This window comes from Acinetobacter sp. 1424608 (genome assembly GCF_000588255.1).
Taxonomy (GTDB): domain Bacteria; phylum Pseudomonadota; class Gammaproteobacteria; order Pseudomonadales; family Moraxellaceae; genus Acinetobacter; species Acinetobacter nosocomialis.
The window spans coordinates 249,168-262,590 of sequence record NZ_JFXL01000003.1 but is presented as its reverse complement, the minus strand read 5'-3'; the positions used below and the strand labels follow the sequence as shown (position 1 = coordinate 262,590).

General features: G+C 41.1%; 17 protein-coding genes. 4 read left to right on the top strand and 13 right to left on the bottom strand.

The window, feature by feature from the left end:
* Position 1 precedes the first annotated feature (1 nt).
* The 8 genes from ahr to J678_RS09295 form a co-directional block, all read right to left on the bottom strand.
* Positions 2-1,030, bottom strand: coding sequence for an NADPH-dependent aldehyde reductase Ahr (ahr, locus tag J678_RS09330; protein ID WP_004885048.1), 1,029 nt, complete (start codon positions 1,028-1,030; stop codon positions 2-4).
* Between the two features lie 38 nt (positions 1,031-1,068).
* Positions 1,069-1,629 (bottom strand): DNA-3-methyladenine glycosylase I, encoded by a 561-nt coding sequence (locus J678_RS09325; protein ID WP_006581536.1) that lies wholly within the window; start codon positions 1,627-1,629, stop codon positions 1,069-1,071.
* A 30-nt stretch (positions 1,630-1,659) separates the two neighbouring features.
* The gene (locus J678_RS09320; RefSeq protein ID WP_001287365.1) at positions 1,660-1,905 is read right to left on the bottom strand and encodes a hypothetical protein; all 246 of its coding nucleotides are present in this window, start codon (positions 1,903-1,905) and stop codon (positions 1,660-1,662) included.
* Between the two features lie 9 nt (positions 1,906-1,914).
* Positions 1,915-2,451 carry a M23 family metallopeptidase gene (locus J678_RS09315; RefSeq protein ID WP_004711329.1) on the bottom strand — a complete coding sequence of 179 codons (537 nt, stop codon included), beginning with the start codon at positions 2,449-2,451 and terminating at the stop codon, positions 1,915-1,917.
* A 47-nt stretch (positions 2,452-2,498) separates the two neighbouring features.
* Positions 2,499-3,533 carry an A/G-specific adenine glycosylase gene (mutY, locus tag J678_RS09310; protein WP_006582411.1) on the bottom strand — a complete coding sequence of 345 codons (1,035 nt, stop codon included), beginning with the start codon at positions 3,531-3,533 and terminating at the stop codon, positions 2,499-2,501.
* A 141-nt stretch (positions 3,534-3,674) separates the two neighbouring features.
* The gene (locus J678_RS09305; RefSeq protein WP_002053765.1) at positions 3,675-4,037 is read right to left on the bottom strand and encodes an HIT family protein; all 363 of its coding nucleotides are present in this window, start codon (positions 4,035-4,037) and stop codon (positions 3,675-3,677) included.
* A gap of 187 nt (positions 4,038-4,224) precedes the next feature.
* The gene (locus tag J678_RS09300) at positions 4,225-4,962 is read right to left on the bottom strand and encodes a dienelactone hydrolase family protein (RefSeq protein ID WP_002053958.1); all 738 of its coding nucleotides are present in this window, start codon (positions 4,960-4,962) and stop codon (positions 4,225-4,227) included.
* 170 nt (positions 4,963-5,132) lie between these two features.
* Positions 5,133-5,291 (bottom strand): DUF1328 domain-containing protein, encoded by a 159-nt coding sequence (locus tag J678_RS09295; protein WP_002053759.1) that lies wholly within the window; start codon positions 5,289-5,291, stop codon positions 5,133-5,135.
* A gap of 193 nt (positions 5,292-5,484) precedes the next feature.
* Between J678_RS09295 and J678_RS09290 the strand changes: the two genes are divergently transcribed.
* The 3 genes from J678_RS09290 to J678_RS09280 all read left to right on the top strand — a co-directional run bounded on the left by J678_RS09290 (position 5,485) and on the right by J678_RS09280 (position 8,596).
* Positions 5,485-5,943 carry a YcgN family cysteine cluster protein gene (locus J678_RS09290; RefSeq protein ID WP_006581539.1) on the top strand — a complete coding sequence of 153 codons (459 nt, stop codon included), beginning with the start codon at positions 5,485-5,487 and terminating at the stop codon, positions 5,941-5,943.
* Positions 5,944-6,052: 109 nt separating this feature from the next.
* Positions 6,053-7,225: a PQQ-dependent sugar dehydrogenase gene (locus tag J678_RS09285; RefSeq protein ID WP_031955493.1), complete on the top strand. Its 1,173-nt coding sequence runs from the start codon at positions 6,053-6,055 to the stop codon at positions 7,223-7,225.
* Positions 7,226-7,330: 105 nt separating this feature from the next.
* Positions 7,331-8,596 carry a replication-associated recombination protein A gene (locus tag J678_RS09280; protein ID WP_001285409.1) on the top strand — a complete coding sequence of 422 codons (1,266 nt, stop codon included), beginning with the start codon at positions 7,331-7,333 and terminating at the stop codon, positions 8,594-8,596.
* 17 nt (positions 8,597-8,613) lie between these two features.
* Here J678_RS09280 and J678_RS09275 read toward each other — a convergent pair whose 3' ends face one another.
* From J678_RS09275 to dapA, 5 genes are all read right to left on the bottom strand, one after another.
* On the bottom strand, positions 8,614-9,450 hold the full coding sequence (locus J678_RS09275) for a formate/nitrite transporter family protein (RefSeq protein ID WP_031955495.1): 837 nt from the start codon (positions 9,448-9,450) through the stop codon (positions 8,614-8,616).
* A 298-nt stretch (positions 9,451-9,748) separates the two neighbouring features.
* Positions 9,749-9,952, bottom strand: coding sequence for a hypothetical protein (locus J678_RS09270; protein ID WP_002053827.1), 204 nt, complete (start codon positions 9,950-9,952; stop codon positions 9,749-9,751).
* A 193-nt stretch (positions 9,953-10,145) separates the two neighbouring features.
* Positions 10,146-10,865, bottom strand: coding sequence for a phosphoribosylaminoimidazolesuccinocarboxamide synthase (gene purC, locus J678_RS09265; RefSeq protein ID WP_000917863.1), 720 nt, complete (start codon positions 10,863-10,865; stop codon positions 10,146-10,148).
* Positions 10,866-10,901: 36 nt separating this feature from the next.
* Positions 10,902-11,501 (bottom strand): hypothetical protein, encoded by a 600-nt coding sequence (locus J678_RS09260; RefSeq protein WP_002053789.1) that lies wholly within the window; start codon positions 11,499-11,501, stop codon positions 10,902-10,904.
* Between the two features lie 15 nt (positions 11,502-11,516).
* Complete coding sequence (dapA, locus tag J678_RS09255; protein WP_031955497.1) at positions 11,517-12,410, bottom strand: 4-hydroxy-tetrahydrodipicolinate synthase; 894 nt, start codon at positions 12,408-12,410, stop codon at positions 11,517-11,519.
* 329 nt (positions 12,411-12,739) lie between these two features.
* On the opposite strand from dapA, the gene pncA reads away from it, so the two are divergent.
* On the top strand, positions 12,740-13,384 hold the full coding sequence (gene pncA, locus J678_RS09250; protein ID WP_006581544.1) for a bifunctional nicotinamidase/pyrazinamidase: 645 nt from the start codon (positions 12,740-12,742) through the stop codon (positions 13,382-13,384).
* The last annotated feature ends 39 nt before the right edge of the window (positions 13,385-13,423 follow it).

The following is a 13,423-nucleotide window of genomic DNA, read 5'->3' as shown; positions in this document are numbered from 1 at the left end:
TTTATTCTGCAAAGTCTGCCTTAAGCACAATGCGATAGCGTGCCTGACCTGAGTGTAGACGTTCAATTGCTTCATTGAGCTGTGACATTGGAAATAGCTCAATTTGAGGTGCAATTTTTTTGCGTGCGGCAAACTTTAAAAGTTGGCGTAGAGCAGCAGGTGAACCAGTAGGTGAGCCTGTTACTGATTTGGCACCATCAATAAGTGAGCCGACAGAAACAGGAACAGGTTCTAAGGTCAGCCCTAAGAAGTGCAACGAACCGTTTGGTGCTAGCGTAGAAATAAAAGCTCGCCAATTTAAAGTCACATTTACGGTACTCAGCAATAAATCAAATTTACCTTTTTGAGCTTTTACCGCTTCTGTATCGCGACTATTTACTACATGGTCGGCTCCCATTGCTTTGAGTTCTTCGGTTTTATCTGGGTTAGAACTAAAAGCAGTGATTTCACAGCCCCAGGCTTTGAGTAGCTTAATGGCGATATGACCTAAACCGCCAATACCAATCACACCCACATGATGCGTTGCTTGTATTTTGTGTTTGAGTAATGGGTCAAAAACGGTAATTCCGCCGCAAAGTAGGGGACCAGCACTTTCAGCGTCTAAATCATCTGGAAGGGGAATGGCCCATTGCCAGCCTGCACGGACTTTATCGGCAAAGCCACCTGCATGACCCACGATTGTTGCGACATTTTCGCCCGTACAAAGTACTTGCTGACCACCAATACATTCATCACACGCTTGGCAACTTTCAGCAGTCCAGCCAATACCGACACGTTGTCCAATTTGTAAACCTTTGGCTTCTGAACCCAAAGCTACAATTCTTCCAATAATTTCATGACCTGCAACTACGGGGTAGACTGTTGAGCGCCACTCATTGTTCAGAACTGAAATATCAGAATGACACAAACCACAATATTCAACTTTTACCTCAACTTGATGCGGTTGTAATTCACCTGCATCAAATTGGTAAGGAACCAGTTTTTCACCTGCCTGCATTGCTGCATAAGCCTGAATCGTATTATTGCTCATCGGAAACTCCTTAAGCGGATTTGAACCGTTCTGGTGGGTTATGAAGCTTTAAATTGACAATCGTTTTCATGATCATTGACCATACCCACTGCCTGCATAAACGCATAGCAGGTGGTTGGACCAACAAATTTGAAACCATTTTTTTTAAGCGTTTTAGATAGCTTTACACTGAGCTCAGTTTGAGCAGGGGCCTTACGATAATCTATAACATCATTGTGCTGAGGAGTGGCATCTACAAACTGCCAAAGCCATTTAGAAACATCACCAACTTGGGCTTTAAGGGCTTGCCAAGCAATCGCATTATCGCGAATGGCTTTGAGTTTGCCTAAGTGACGAATTAAGCCTGCATCGGATAGTTTTGTTTCTAAAAAGTCATCTGTAAATGCGGCAATGTCAGCAATAGAATGATTAAAAAAGTGCTGGCGGTAGCTTTCTCTTTTTTTGAGTACGGTAATCCACGATAAGCCAGCTTGTTGGCCTTCAAGACAAAGCATTTCAAATAATCGGGCTTCGTCGTGTTCTGGTTTGCCCCATTCTTCATCATGGTAAGCAATATAGAGTGGATCGTTGGAACACCATCCGCAGCGTTGAATTTTCATGATGATGCTCCTTATATTTATCTTGGTATTTTAGAGTTTGAATGGTACCCATTCATTTGGGCGAGTATCCCAATAATATAGTTCGGCTTGGGTTAAGTCTTCAAACTTGAGCCAAAAATCTTTGCCGACTTTATCTGAAAAACCGGTACTGATCAGTAGGGCATCATCGCTGATTTCCATGATCCAGCCTTGATAGCTATTGCCATTTAGAATGATCTTTTGCTGGTTGCCAGACTCGGCAAACTCTACTAAGCGATTGATCAGCGCTTCCGACATAAAATGTTCCTAGCGTAAATATGAATAAGGATTAACAGCACCACGACCTTTACCATCTAAGTAAAGACCATAATGAAGATGAGGTGAAGTATAACGTGCATTTCCCGTATTGCCGACATAGCCAATCAGATCGCCTTTTTTGACATAGTCACCCACGTTTAAGCCACGTTTATGTCCATCAAGATGAGCATAATAATGCCATGTTCCTGCCGGGCCTAAAATCCAGATGACTTTGCCACCGAGGTTATTATTACGAAGATCAGCCACTAGTCCTTCGGTTGTACTGTACACTTTGGTTCCACGTGGAGCCAAAATATCAATTCCTTCGTGGCTACGACCCTGACTCCGAGCAGCGCCCCATGTGTCTTTTAACTCATCTCGATCGACTCCTTTTACCGGAACGGGAAGTCGACTTGGAAGCTGCATACTCTTGAGTTTGCTGACTTGAGTTGGTGAAAGCGGAGCAGGCTTTTTAGGTGCACTGGCACAGGCTGCCAAGAGAATAATGAGAAAACCAAGTGAGAGATGGGAAACTAAACGTCGCACAAAATACTCCCTGTCATAGCCATGTCAAAATTATTTTGCCCACTATGTCATGAACGGCTTGTCGAGATCAATTTTTTCATAGCGGTTGGAACACCTTTAGCAATAGCTTGTTCCGGGCTTAACCATTGGCCTTCAAGTTCAATCGCCAGATGTTCTTTTTGATCAGGTTCCACGTGGAACGCATGAGCATTAAGTAACCATGTGAAGTGAGTGAAGCTATGACTGATCTGAAAAGTTTGTGCTTGAGGTTGTAGTTTAAATTGCTGGCTTATGTTCAGACGTTCATGTTCATTTTCTAAAATAGGTAAACAAAATAAACCGCCCCATAGACCATGAGCTTGGCGTTGCTGCCAGAACCATTCATCTTCGCACTGAATAATAAGAACATCTGCCGTTTTAACAGGCGGTGTTTTTTTCGGTTTTTTTAAAGGTAATTCTTGTTCTAAACCTTGCTGATAAGCCTGACAATGAGATTGCATTGGGCAATATAAACAAAGAGGCTTTTTAGGTGTACAGATGGTTGCACCCAAGTCCATAATTGCTTGAGTGTAGTCATGGTTGCGTTGGGTTGGGCATAGCTCTTCAGCGAGTTTCCACATTTCACGTTCGTGTTGTGGCTTGCTTAAGTCATCCTCAATGGCAAAGAAACGAGCTAAAACGCGCTTCACGTTGCCGTCCATAATTACGCCGTACTGACGCAAACCTAAAGACATAAGCGCGCCTGCAGTCGAGCGACCAATGCCGGGTAGTGCAATCCATTCTTCTAAGGTTTCAGGAAATTTGCCTTGCTGTGCTACCAGGCCAGCAGCTTTATGCAAATTGCGTGCACGAGCGTAATAGCCAAGACCTGCCCAATAAGGGGCTACTTCATCCCAAGTTGCATGGCCTAAAGCTTCTACAGTTGGGAAGCGCTCCATAAAGCGGTCAAAATATTGAAGAACTGTTTTTACCTGAGTTTGCTGTAACATAATTTCAGAAACCCAGACTTTGTATGGATCATCTGCGACTTGCCAAGGCAAATCATGACGACCATGTTGATCGAACCAGTTTAAGAGGGCATCAGAAAAAGAAAATTCAGGCATGAACAGCTATAGAAGAAAAGTAAGGGTTAAATTATAGCTGAAATTTGGGTTAAGTTTTGTTTAAAGCAAGCAATCAGAACGAGCCTGCTAAAATAGAGACTACTTTAAAACGAGTAGTCTCTGCTTCAAGCATAAAAAGGATTAATCCTCTTTTACGCCCCAACGTTGATCAAGTTTCAACGGTTGGTTTTTATAGTAAGGAATGACATGAATATGGAAATGGTCAGAAGTTTGTCCAAACACTTCACCATCATTAAAGCCAATATGGAAACCAGCTGGTTGATGACGAAGCTGAGTTTCATGACGGGCAATTTCAAGAAGTGTCAGTAAGCTTTCATGCTCTTTAGAGGTAATGTCAAAAAACGAACTTACATGGCGCAGTGGAGTCACTACACAGTGGCCTTTAGACAACGGATTTGGGTCAGGTAAAATTACAGCAAATTCATTCTTATCAATGATGTCATATTCATCAAAATTGCAATACGGACATTTCTTGTCAGTCATTGTTGTATCCTCTCATGTTATTCCATTAAACCCCGAGTGCGGGAAATAAGACTAGGCTTTGCTCTAGCTCAACGGGAGTATAGTTATTGAAGTATGGTTTAAAAAATACAGGAAAAATATTGCAAAGTCATAAAGATTTAAGGGAGCAAATGCGAAAAAAGAACCATTTGCTCCAAATTTGCTTCTTTTATTTTAAAGTACGTTCTAATAAAGCGTACATTTTAGCAAGGCCTTGTTTTTCCGCTTCGCTGTTGTAGCCAAGATCTACGCCGTTCGCTTTAGCTCTTTCATCTGCAAGCGGGTTACTAAAGCCATGTTTAGCATCTTTTAAAACCACTACCTCATGTTTAACCTCAGCAGCTTGCATCTCTTTTTCAAAATTAGCAACATCTTCTAAGGTGACCATGCTGTCTAGTTCACCATGTAGAACCAATACCTCACCTTGAATGTTGCCCTTTTGAGCAGGTGCCTTAGGAGTTAATGTACCATGGAATGTCGCTGTTGCTTTGAGGGGAGCACCTGAGCGAGCTAAATCGAGTACCACTTTGCCGCCATAGCAAAAACCTACTGCTGCAAGTTTTTCACTATTTACTTCTGGTTGAGCAGCCAAAGTTTGAAGCCCCGCACTAGCACGATCAGTCACTGTGTCTAACTCTTCAAATGTCTGCATCATCCATTCGTAAGCTTGAGCAGCAGTCGTCGTCACTTTTTTATCGCCATACATATCAATTGCAAGTGCAGCATAGCCGTGTTCAGCAAGTTCACGCGCACGTTGTTCAGTGTATTCGTTACGTCCCCACCACTCAGGACCAATAATGACACCAGGTACAGGGGTCTCACTTTCTGGAGCTGCAAAGTAACCAATTAAATGGCTGCCATCTGGTGCAGTGTATTGAATTTCACGGGTTTTAATTGCTGTACTCATGACATTAATCCTGAAATTTAACTTGGTTTAAATACACTTGATTAAAGCATAAAAAATAAAAGCTATATAAATAACTATGTAAAAATCTACATCAAAAGAAAAACATAGAAACATTTGGGTAATAAAAAAGAAGGAACAGGTTCCTTCTTTTTTATATGGTCATAATTAAATTAGGTTCGGCCTCGCGAAATAAAACCAATAACAGCGAGAATTACAGCCACAACTAATAAAATCACGGCAAAGTCTTTAGATAACCCTGCAACACCACCAAACCCTAATAGACTGGCAATGAGTGCAATCACTGCAAAAATTATTGCCCAACGGAACATATGCTGTCCTCCTTATTTTTCATTGTGTTTTTACTATATAGCGTGTTTTTTACACGGAATGTGTCGTTTATGTGGTTGAAATGTATATTAAACAATCATTTTGTGATGCTAAAAATACGGTTTCTTTCCTTAAGCAGAGATTACTTCAATGCTATAATCTGAGTTTGCTTTATGTATATAGCTGTTAAAACCTATGTCTACCGAGACCTCACTTCGTCCATTGTTTTGGAAAAATTATACGCTTGAGCAGCTTACACAGCCTGAGTGGGAAGCTTTGTGTGATGGGTGTGGTTTATGTTGTCTGGTCAAGCTAGAAGATGAAGATACACATGAAGTAGCTTACACCAAGGTAGCGTGTAAATTGCTGGATTGTTCTACCGGACGTTGTTCAGACTATTCAAATCGTCAGCAGCAAGTTCCTGACTGTTTACAGTTGACGCCGGAAAGCTTAAAAACCATACACTGGTTACCATCGAGCTGTGCCTATAAACGGTTGAATGAAGGTAAGAATTTACCTTCTTGGCACTATTTAAATACGGGTACGAGACAAAGCGTGGTTAAGGCGAAAAAGTCGGTTGCAGGACGATGTATTCCTGAAACTGATGTACATGAAGATGACTTAGAAGATTATGTGGTGCGTTGGGTGCGTTAATACGCTCCCGATGGGCATTTTTAATTACAGCGTATAATAAAGTAACATTTTTATCGTAAATTTTTTAATTATCTCCGTTATATAAAAAATAAAAGAGAAGGAGATAAAAATGATGAAACGACTAGCAGCCCCCTTATTATGTAGTAGCTTTTTCTTGTTAATGGCTTGTGGTTCTAACAATACTAATTCAAAAAGTCCTGAACAAAATACAACTGCAAAAACAGAGCAAACTAGTGGTGCCAAACAAGTTTATCAGGTCGAGGCAGTCGCACATTTTAATGAGCCTTGGGCAATTACCACTTTGCCGGACCAACGTTTATTAGTCACTGAACGGCAAGGTAAATTAAAAATTTTTAATCCCCAAAATAAACAAGTACAAGATGTTCAGGGTGTTCCAGTGGTGAACTATGGTGGCCAAGGTGGTTTAGGAGATGTCGCTTTGCATCCAGATTTTGCCGAAAATCACTGGATATATCTCAGTTATGCGGCCAAAGGGCAAGGCGGATCTGGTGCGGTGATTTCACGTGCAAAATTAGATTTATCTAACCCTAATCAGCCAAAACTTAAGTATATAAAGCAGATTTGGCAGCAAGTACCTAAAGTTTCAGGACAGGGCCATTATGGGCATCGTATGCTTTTTGGCGCAGATGGTAAGCTTTGGGTCAGTTCAGGTGAGCGCCAAAAGTTTGACCCTGCCCAAGACATGAAAAGTAATTTGGGTAAAATTCTACGTTTAAATGATGACGGTTCAGCAGCTGTAGGTAACCCTTTTTATAAGCAAGGCGGTGTTACTGCTGAAATATGGTCACTTGGACACCGTAATCCCTTAGGCATGGCCTTTGACCGCCAAGGACAGCTATGGGTGGTTGAGATGGGGCCTAAAGGTGGTGATGAGCTTAATATCATCGTTAAAGGTGAAAACTATGGGTATCCGGTTGTTTCAAATGGCGACCATTATTCAGGTCAGCCTATTCCAGATCATAACACTCGCCCAGAGTTTAAAGCACCCGAGATAGACTGGACTCCTGTAATCTCACCGTCGAGCTTAATTATTTATCGCGGGCAACAATTTCCGGCATGGCAAAATAAAGCCTTAATTGGTGGGTTGTCTTCACAAACCATTGTAGTTGTAGATTTAGAGCATAAGCCCGTAAAAGAAGTGCAAAGATTAGAGATGAAGCAACGTATTCGTGGGTTACATGAAGCACAAGATGGCTCAATTTGGGTAATTGAAGATGGCCCGAATGCTCGTTTACTCAAGCTGAGTAAGAAACTCTCTTAAGGCCTTGAGTTAGCCTATAAATAACGGATGGGTCTCATAGATTCAAATTGTAGATTTCTGTGAGACACAATAGACTATAGTGAAAAGACGATAAAGCTATTTGAGATGTCAGACACCCATATTCCACTTCCTGAACGCCTGCGCCCGAGAGACTTGTCTGAAATTATTGGGCAAGATCATTTGTTAGGTGAACATGCACCCTTACGTCAAATGATTGATCAGGGACATTTGCCTTCTATTATTTTTTGGGGGCCTCCAGGCGTTGGTAAAACGACAATTGCTTTGCTTTTAGCTCAGGCAATAGATCGTCCGTTTGTGAGCTTATCTGCGCTGAATACGGGCGTAAAAGAATTACGTGAAGTGATTGCAGAAAGTGGTGATTTACTCACACCTGTAGTTTTTATTGACGAAATCCATCGCTTTAATAAATCACAACAAGATGCATTATTAGGTGCCGTGGAAAAAGGAAAAATCACCTTAATTGGCGCGACCACTGAAAACCCGTCTTTTGAAGTCAATAGTGCACTTTTATCGCGCTGTCAGGTCTATACCTTAAACAGTTTAGATAGTGAGGCAATTCAGACTTTACTTAACAATGCACTTCAAAACGATAAATTCTTAAAAGAACGCTATATTCATATTGAAGAGTATGATGCTCTTTTACAGTTTGCAGCAGGTGATGCCCGTAAAGCACTCAATTTACTAGACTTAATTGCAAGTACTTTTGAGCCAGAAGTTGAAAATACGATTACCAATGCGGTTGTAGTAAAAGTCGCTCAGCAAAATATTGCGCGTTATGACAAATCGGGTGAACAGCATTACGACCTCGTTTCTGCCTTTATCAAATCGATTCGTGGTAGTGATCCGGATGCGGCTTTGTACTGGATGGCGCGGATGCTTAAAGGTGGGGAAGATCCGGTTTTTATTGCAAGACGTATGTTGATTGCCGCTTCAGAAGATATTGGAAACTCGAATCCAAATGCACTATTGCTTGCTGGTGAATGTTTCCGTTCGGTACAGGCAGTGGGAATGCCTGAGGCGCGAATTATTCTGGGTCAAACCGCGGTTTACCTAGCAACCAGCGCAAAAAGTAATAGTACTTATCTCGCGATTAATAAGGCCTTAGAACTTGCTGAGAAAACGGCAAATTTACCAGTGCCTTTACACTTGAGAAATGCGCCAACCAAGCTGATGAAACAGCAAGGTTATGGAATTAATTATCTCTATCCTCATGACTACCCAGAGCACTTTGTGTTGCAAGACTATTTGCCTCCTGAGTTAAAGGGAACCAAACTTTATGAGTCGGCGAGAAACAAGCGTGAAGTTGAAGGCGAGCGCTTACAGCAACGCAGATGGCAACAGGAGCAATAGTTCTCTATTGCTTCTTGCTATTCCAATTCTTCAGTGACCTGACCGTAAATCAGTAGGGTAAACACACCTGTACCACCAATAATATTTCCAATGGTAGTTGGAATCAGGAAATTAAACAGATATTCACCAACAGAAGCCTCTCCTTGCCAGACCAGATAGGACATTTCGGTAGAACCAACCACAACGTGGGTAAAGTCGCCTAGTCCTATCAGATAAGTCATAAAAAAGATGACTAGAAATTTATTGCTGACTGAAGGTAGCATCCACACCAATGCGGCAATTAAAAGTCCCGACATAACCCCTTTAAGCAGGTTCTGGATTGCAGAAAAAGATGCAACATGATGCGCCAGCTCATCTAGTGCTTTATCAATGTCTGGAGTAAACAGGTCTGTGGTCAGGAAAAATAAACTCGCCAAAGCTGTTCCAATGATATTGCATAGAATCACAATCCCCCATAAACGCCCTACAGCTCGTAATTTGTCCAAACTAAAAGGTTTAAATAAGGGTACAACTGTAGTAATGGTATTTTCGGTAAAGAGTTGCATGTGGCCCAAAATAGCAATCAGGAATCCAATGGTATAACCAAAATTGGTGATTAAATCGGTCCAGATGGCATCAGTTGGGATATAAGAAGCAATAATCGCTTTAAATACAAATGAGAAGCTAATGACCAAACCAGCAGCAATTCCTGAAAAGATCAGTGCAGCTGTTGGGCGATCCAGTTCTTCCGCACCATCACGGCGGATAATTTCATAGACTAAACGGGGTGACAGTTTCTCGTGTTCTTCTACTGCCATTTTTTCACGCCAGCTTAAGGTTTGCTCGACCTTTTTTTCCTCTATTTCATGATCCATCAGATTTGCTCCTCACTGAATAAATATTTTTTACTTATTATTTTTATTCATTGTTAAGGCAGCATTCGGGATAAATCCAGTTTATTCCTACCAGCTTTATGTGTCTTTTTATAAATTGAAGGGTACGGCAGTAAGCAAAATAATATACGGATGAACGTAATTAACCAGATAAGACCATTAAGTATAAAAAGAGATTGAGAGTATCGTATGGCAAGACTATTTACCGCCCGAGTGAAAAGCGAGCGTTCTCTATAAACTAGTTAGGTTTGAGATTGAGCGCTTACAGCAACGCAGAGAATTAAAGTAATGTATATGTTCTCAATGTACGTATGAGTTTCATATAGTCACCTTGAGAAGCTTCAGAAATAACGGTTTCTACTTCAGCTTGGCTCCAACCTTGTTTCAAAGCAGAATCGCTAAAATTAGATAAAATCACTAATGGGTTTTCACCAAAATGTATCGAGTGATTCATTAATTTCTTTTCAGGCTTAAATAGTTTCATTGGATTCACCATACTTTAAATTTAATTATTGTGATGCAATTAATGTTTTTTTAGATTTTAGTGCTTTGTTTTTAGATTGTGCAAGTCATAATTTAATTAAATATACAAATCTGTCTACTTTCCTTAAATTCTTGGGTGCTGGAAATAAAAAAACCGAGCTGAAATGCCCGGTTTTTTTAATGAAGCTGACGAATTAGATGTCAGATAAATCTACGCCTAAACGAGCAGCAACTTCTTCATAAGCTTCAACAACACCGCCTAAACCTTGACGGAAACGGTCTTTGTCGAGTTTCTTCTTAGTGTCTTTATCCCATAAACGGCAACCGTCTGGAGAGAATTCATCACCAAGTACGATACGGTCATGGAAAACACCAAATTCAAGTTTGAAGTCCACCAAAATCATGTTGCCTTCAGCAAATAATGCTTTTAATACATCATTTACTTTATAAGTTAACACTTTCATTTGTTCTAACTGTTCAGCAGTCGCCCAACCTAAAGCAATCGCTTGAGATTCGTTAACCATTGGATCGCCTAGGCCATCATCTTTGTAGAACAATTCAAATGTAGGAGGAGTAAGCTCTTTACCTTCTTCTACACCTAAACGACGGCATAAAGAACCAGCTGCGTAGTTACGGATTACACATTCAACAGGAATCATTTGAAGTTTTTTAACAAGAACTTCAGTTGGAGAAAGCAATTTTTCAAAATGCGTTTCGATACCCGCTTCAGCAAGCTTTTCCATGATGAAGGCGTTAAAACGGTTGTTCACCTTGCCTTTACGATCTAGTTGTTCGATTTTTTCGCCATTGAACGCAGAGGCATCATCACGAAAGACTAAAATCAGATGGTCGGCATTGTCTGTTTCATATACAGATTTTGCTTTACCAGTATAGAGCAAGGTTTGTTTTAACATGAGGGAACCTTTTAAAAAAAAATGCCTAGTAAACGACTAGGCTGGCCAATTTTGGTAAATCTGGTTTAACACTTCCGCAGCAACATCAGGGCTTGCAAAAGTGTTGTCTGGATTAAAGAGAGCAAGGCTATGACTAGAGCCAACACCAGTCAGTTTAAGCACATAAGTTTTGTCATTTACTTTAATCGTCGCTTGATTACTGCCTTGAGCGATAACATTGTAATTTAACGTGCTTAGGGTTGCTTTGGTGTATTGCCAAATCTCGGCAGTACTTCCATCAATTTTTAACAGTGGATTCTTATTACCATCTGTTACAAGTTGAGGGCGACTAAGCGCACTACCTGATTGAGCAGATGTATCTGCTGTATCAGCTTGGGTTTGTTCAGGACGTGGCAATGCAAAACGGTTGCCACGCTTGTTTTCAAACTTCGGCGCATGATCGATAGCGAGCTGGTCTACTGTTGGTGCAGGATACAAAGGAGTCGCTGGTCGTACAGTTGCATCGGCAGGGTACTCAAGCGGGGCGAGTTGCTTTGCTTTTTTATAATCTAAAGAGTGATTATTGAGTGCGAAGCGACCACAGCCAGCTAAACTTAAGGCTGAAACTGCAAGGACTAAACCAAGACGTAATTGCATCATAAATTGCTCTTATTAAATAATTCCCGCATCTTTTAGGGCATTGCGGAGAGGTTCGCGATATTGCTCAGCGAGAGGAGTGAGTGGTAAACGAATACCAGTATCAATCAGTCCCATCTCATGTAGTGCCCATTTCACAGGAATTGGGTTTGATTCGCAAAATAGAATATTGTGTAAATTTGCAATCTTATTGTTAAGCGTCTTCGCTTGTGGCTCATCTTTAGCAATTGCAACCGCGCATACTTCACTCATTGCCTTAGGTGCAATGTTTGCAGTAACCGAGATATTACCGTCTGCGCCAAGAAGCATAAGTTCCCATGCAGTTTCATCGTCACCTGAGTAAACAGCCATTTTGCCGTTTAAAGCTTCAATTAAGGCTTTACCACGAGGTACGTCACCTGTAGCGTCTTTAATACCCACAATGTTAGGAATCTCTGCTAAACGTACTGCTGTATCGTTTGACAAGTCTACGCCTGTGCGACCAGGTACGTTATAGAGAATAAGAGGTAATTCAACAGCTTCAGCAACTGCCTTGTAGTGCTGGTAAAGGCCTTCTTGGGTTGGTTTGTTATAGTATGGTGTTACAAGTAAAGCTGCATCAGCACCGAGGTCTTTAGCTGCTTTAGTTAATTCGATTGCTTCACGGGTTGAGTTTGCACCAGTACCGGCAATAATTGGAATACGTTTATTGGCTACACGAATAATTTCTTTAATAACCTGTGTGTGCTCTTCCATGCTCAATGTTGAGGCTTCGCCGGTTGTACCGACGGCTACAATACTGTTTGTACCTTGTTCTATGTGCCACTCAACCAGCTTCTCAAGACTCTTCCAATCTACACCGCCATCTTTCAACATGGGAGTGACAATTGCGACGATTGAGCCTTGAATGGTCTGTGCTTGCTGAGTCATTTTAAAAAATATCCTATTTATCCATCCGAATCTGAGGTAAGAAAAACAAAATGTGGGATGGTTGCAGTATTTTGATTGTCCAGTTCTAACAATAACAGATTGTTGAATGACAATTATGCAAATTATGACTGATCAGACGCATAAGAACAATATGCTTAACTGATAAACCCTATGTAAACTTGAGCAAAACATAGAATGCCAATTTGATCATTTCAAGTAAAAGACAGTAAATATGACAATATGGTGCAATTCTGCGAATCCCTACTTGATACAGTCTTTTTTATGGCAAGATAAAATGCATATTTTTCCCGAATGGGACTTAAGATGGCATGAAAATGAAGAAACAACCACAAAATTCGGCTTTAGTCGTAGTTGATGTACAAAATGGTTTTACGCCGGGCGGAAACCTGGCAGTTGTCGACGCCGATACTATTATTCCAACCATTAACCAACTTGCTGGTTGTTTTGAAAATGTCGTCCTGACTCAGGACTGGCATCCAGATAATCATATTTCTTTTGCAGTCAACCATGTGGGCAAGCAGCCATTTGAAACCATTGAACTCGAGTATGGACTACAAGTGCTTTGGCCTAAGCATTGTGTACAAGGCACGCATGATGCTGAGTTTCATCCAGATTTAAATATTCCGACAGCTCAGCTGATTATCCGAAAAGGTTTTCATGCTCATATTGATAGCTACTCGGCTTTTATGGAAGCAGACCACACCACAATGACGGGTTTAACGGGTTACTTAAAAGAGCGTGGCATTGATACGGTTTATGTGGTTGGTATTGCCACGGACTTTTGTGTCGCATGGACTGCTTTAGATGCAATTCAACTCGGCTTTAAAACTCTAGTGATTGAAGATGCGTGCAAAGGTATTAATCTCAACGGTTCGTTAGAACAGGCATGGCAAACCATGCAGCAACAAGGGGTTATCCGTATTCAATCGACTGACTTGTTAAGTGAATGCTAGAGATAGTGCCCATGATGTTTGGGCTTTAATTGCGATTTG

What these genes read in the sequence shown, in the direction of transcription:
- ahr (WP_004885048.1), bottom strand. Translation starts at nt 1,030, where the DNA reads ATGAGCAATAATACGATTCAGGCTTATGCAGCAATGCAGGCAGGTGAA.
- J678_RS09325 (WP_006581536.1), bottom strand. Translation starts at nt 1,629, where the DNA reads ATGAAAATTCAACGCTGCGGATGGTGTTCCAACGATCCACTCTATATT.
- J678_RS09320 (WP_001287365.1), bottom strand. Translation starts at nt 1,905, where the DNA reads ATGTCGGAAGCGCTGATCAATCGCTTAGTAGAGTTTGCCGAGTCTGGC.
- mutY (WP_006582411.1), bottom strand. Translation starts at nt 3,533, where the DNA reads ATGCCTGAATTTTCTTTTTCTGATGCCCTCTTAAACTGGTTCGATCAA.
- J678_RS09305 (WP_002053765.1), bottom strand. Translation starts at nt 4,037, where the DNA reads ATGACTGACAAGAAATGTCCGTATTGCAATTTTGATGAATATGACATC.
- J678_RS09300 (WP_002053958.1), bottom strand. Translation starts at nt 4,962, where the DNA reads ATGAGTACAGCAATTAAAACCCGTGAAATTCAATACACTGCACCAGAT.
- J678_RS09295 (WP_002053759.1), bottom strand. Translation starts at nt 5,291, where the DNA reads ATGTTCCGTTGGGCAATAATTTTTGCAGTGATTGCACTCATTGCCAGT.
- J678_RS09290 (WP_006581539.1), top strand. Translation starts at nt 5,485, where the DNA reads ATGTCTACCGAGACCTCACTTCGTCCATTGTTTTGGAAAAATTATACG.
- J678_RS09285 (WP_031955493.1), top strand. Translation starts at nt 6,053, where the DNA reads ATGATGAAACGACTAGCAGCCCCCTTATTATGTAGTAGCTTTTTCTTG.
- J678_RS09280 (WP_001285409.1), top strand. Translation starts at nt 7,331, where the DNA reads ATGTCAGACACCCATATTCCACTTCCTGAACGCCTGCGCCCGAGAGAC.
- J678_RS09275 (WP_031955495.1), bottom strand. Translation starts at nt 9,450, where the DNA reads ATGGATCATGAAATAGAGGAAAAAAAGGTCGAGCAAACCTTAAGCTGG.
- J678_RS09270 (WP_002053827.1), bottom strand. Translation starts at nt 9,952, where the DNA reads ATGAAACTATTTAAGCCTGAAAAGAAATTAATGAATCACTCGATACAT.
- purC (WP_000917863.1), bottom strand. Translation starts at nt 10,865, where the DNA reads ATGTTAAAACAAACCTTGCTCTATACTGGTAAAGCAAAATCTGTATAT.
- J678_RS09260 (WP_002053789.1), bottom strand. Translation starts at nt 11,501, where the DNA reads ATGCAATTACGTCTTGGTTTAGTCCTTGCAGTTTCAGCCTTAAGTTTA.
- dapA (WP_031955497.1), bottom strand. Translation starts at nt 12,410, where the DNA reads ATGACTCAGCAAGCACAGACCATTCAAGGCTCAATCGTCGCAATTGTC.
- pncA (WP_006581544.1), top strand. Translation starts at nt 12,740, where the DNA reads ATGAAAATGAAGAAACAACCACAAAATTCGGCTTTAGTCGTAGTTGAT.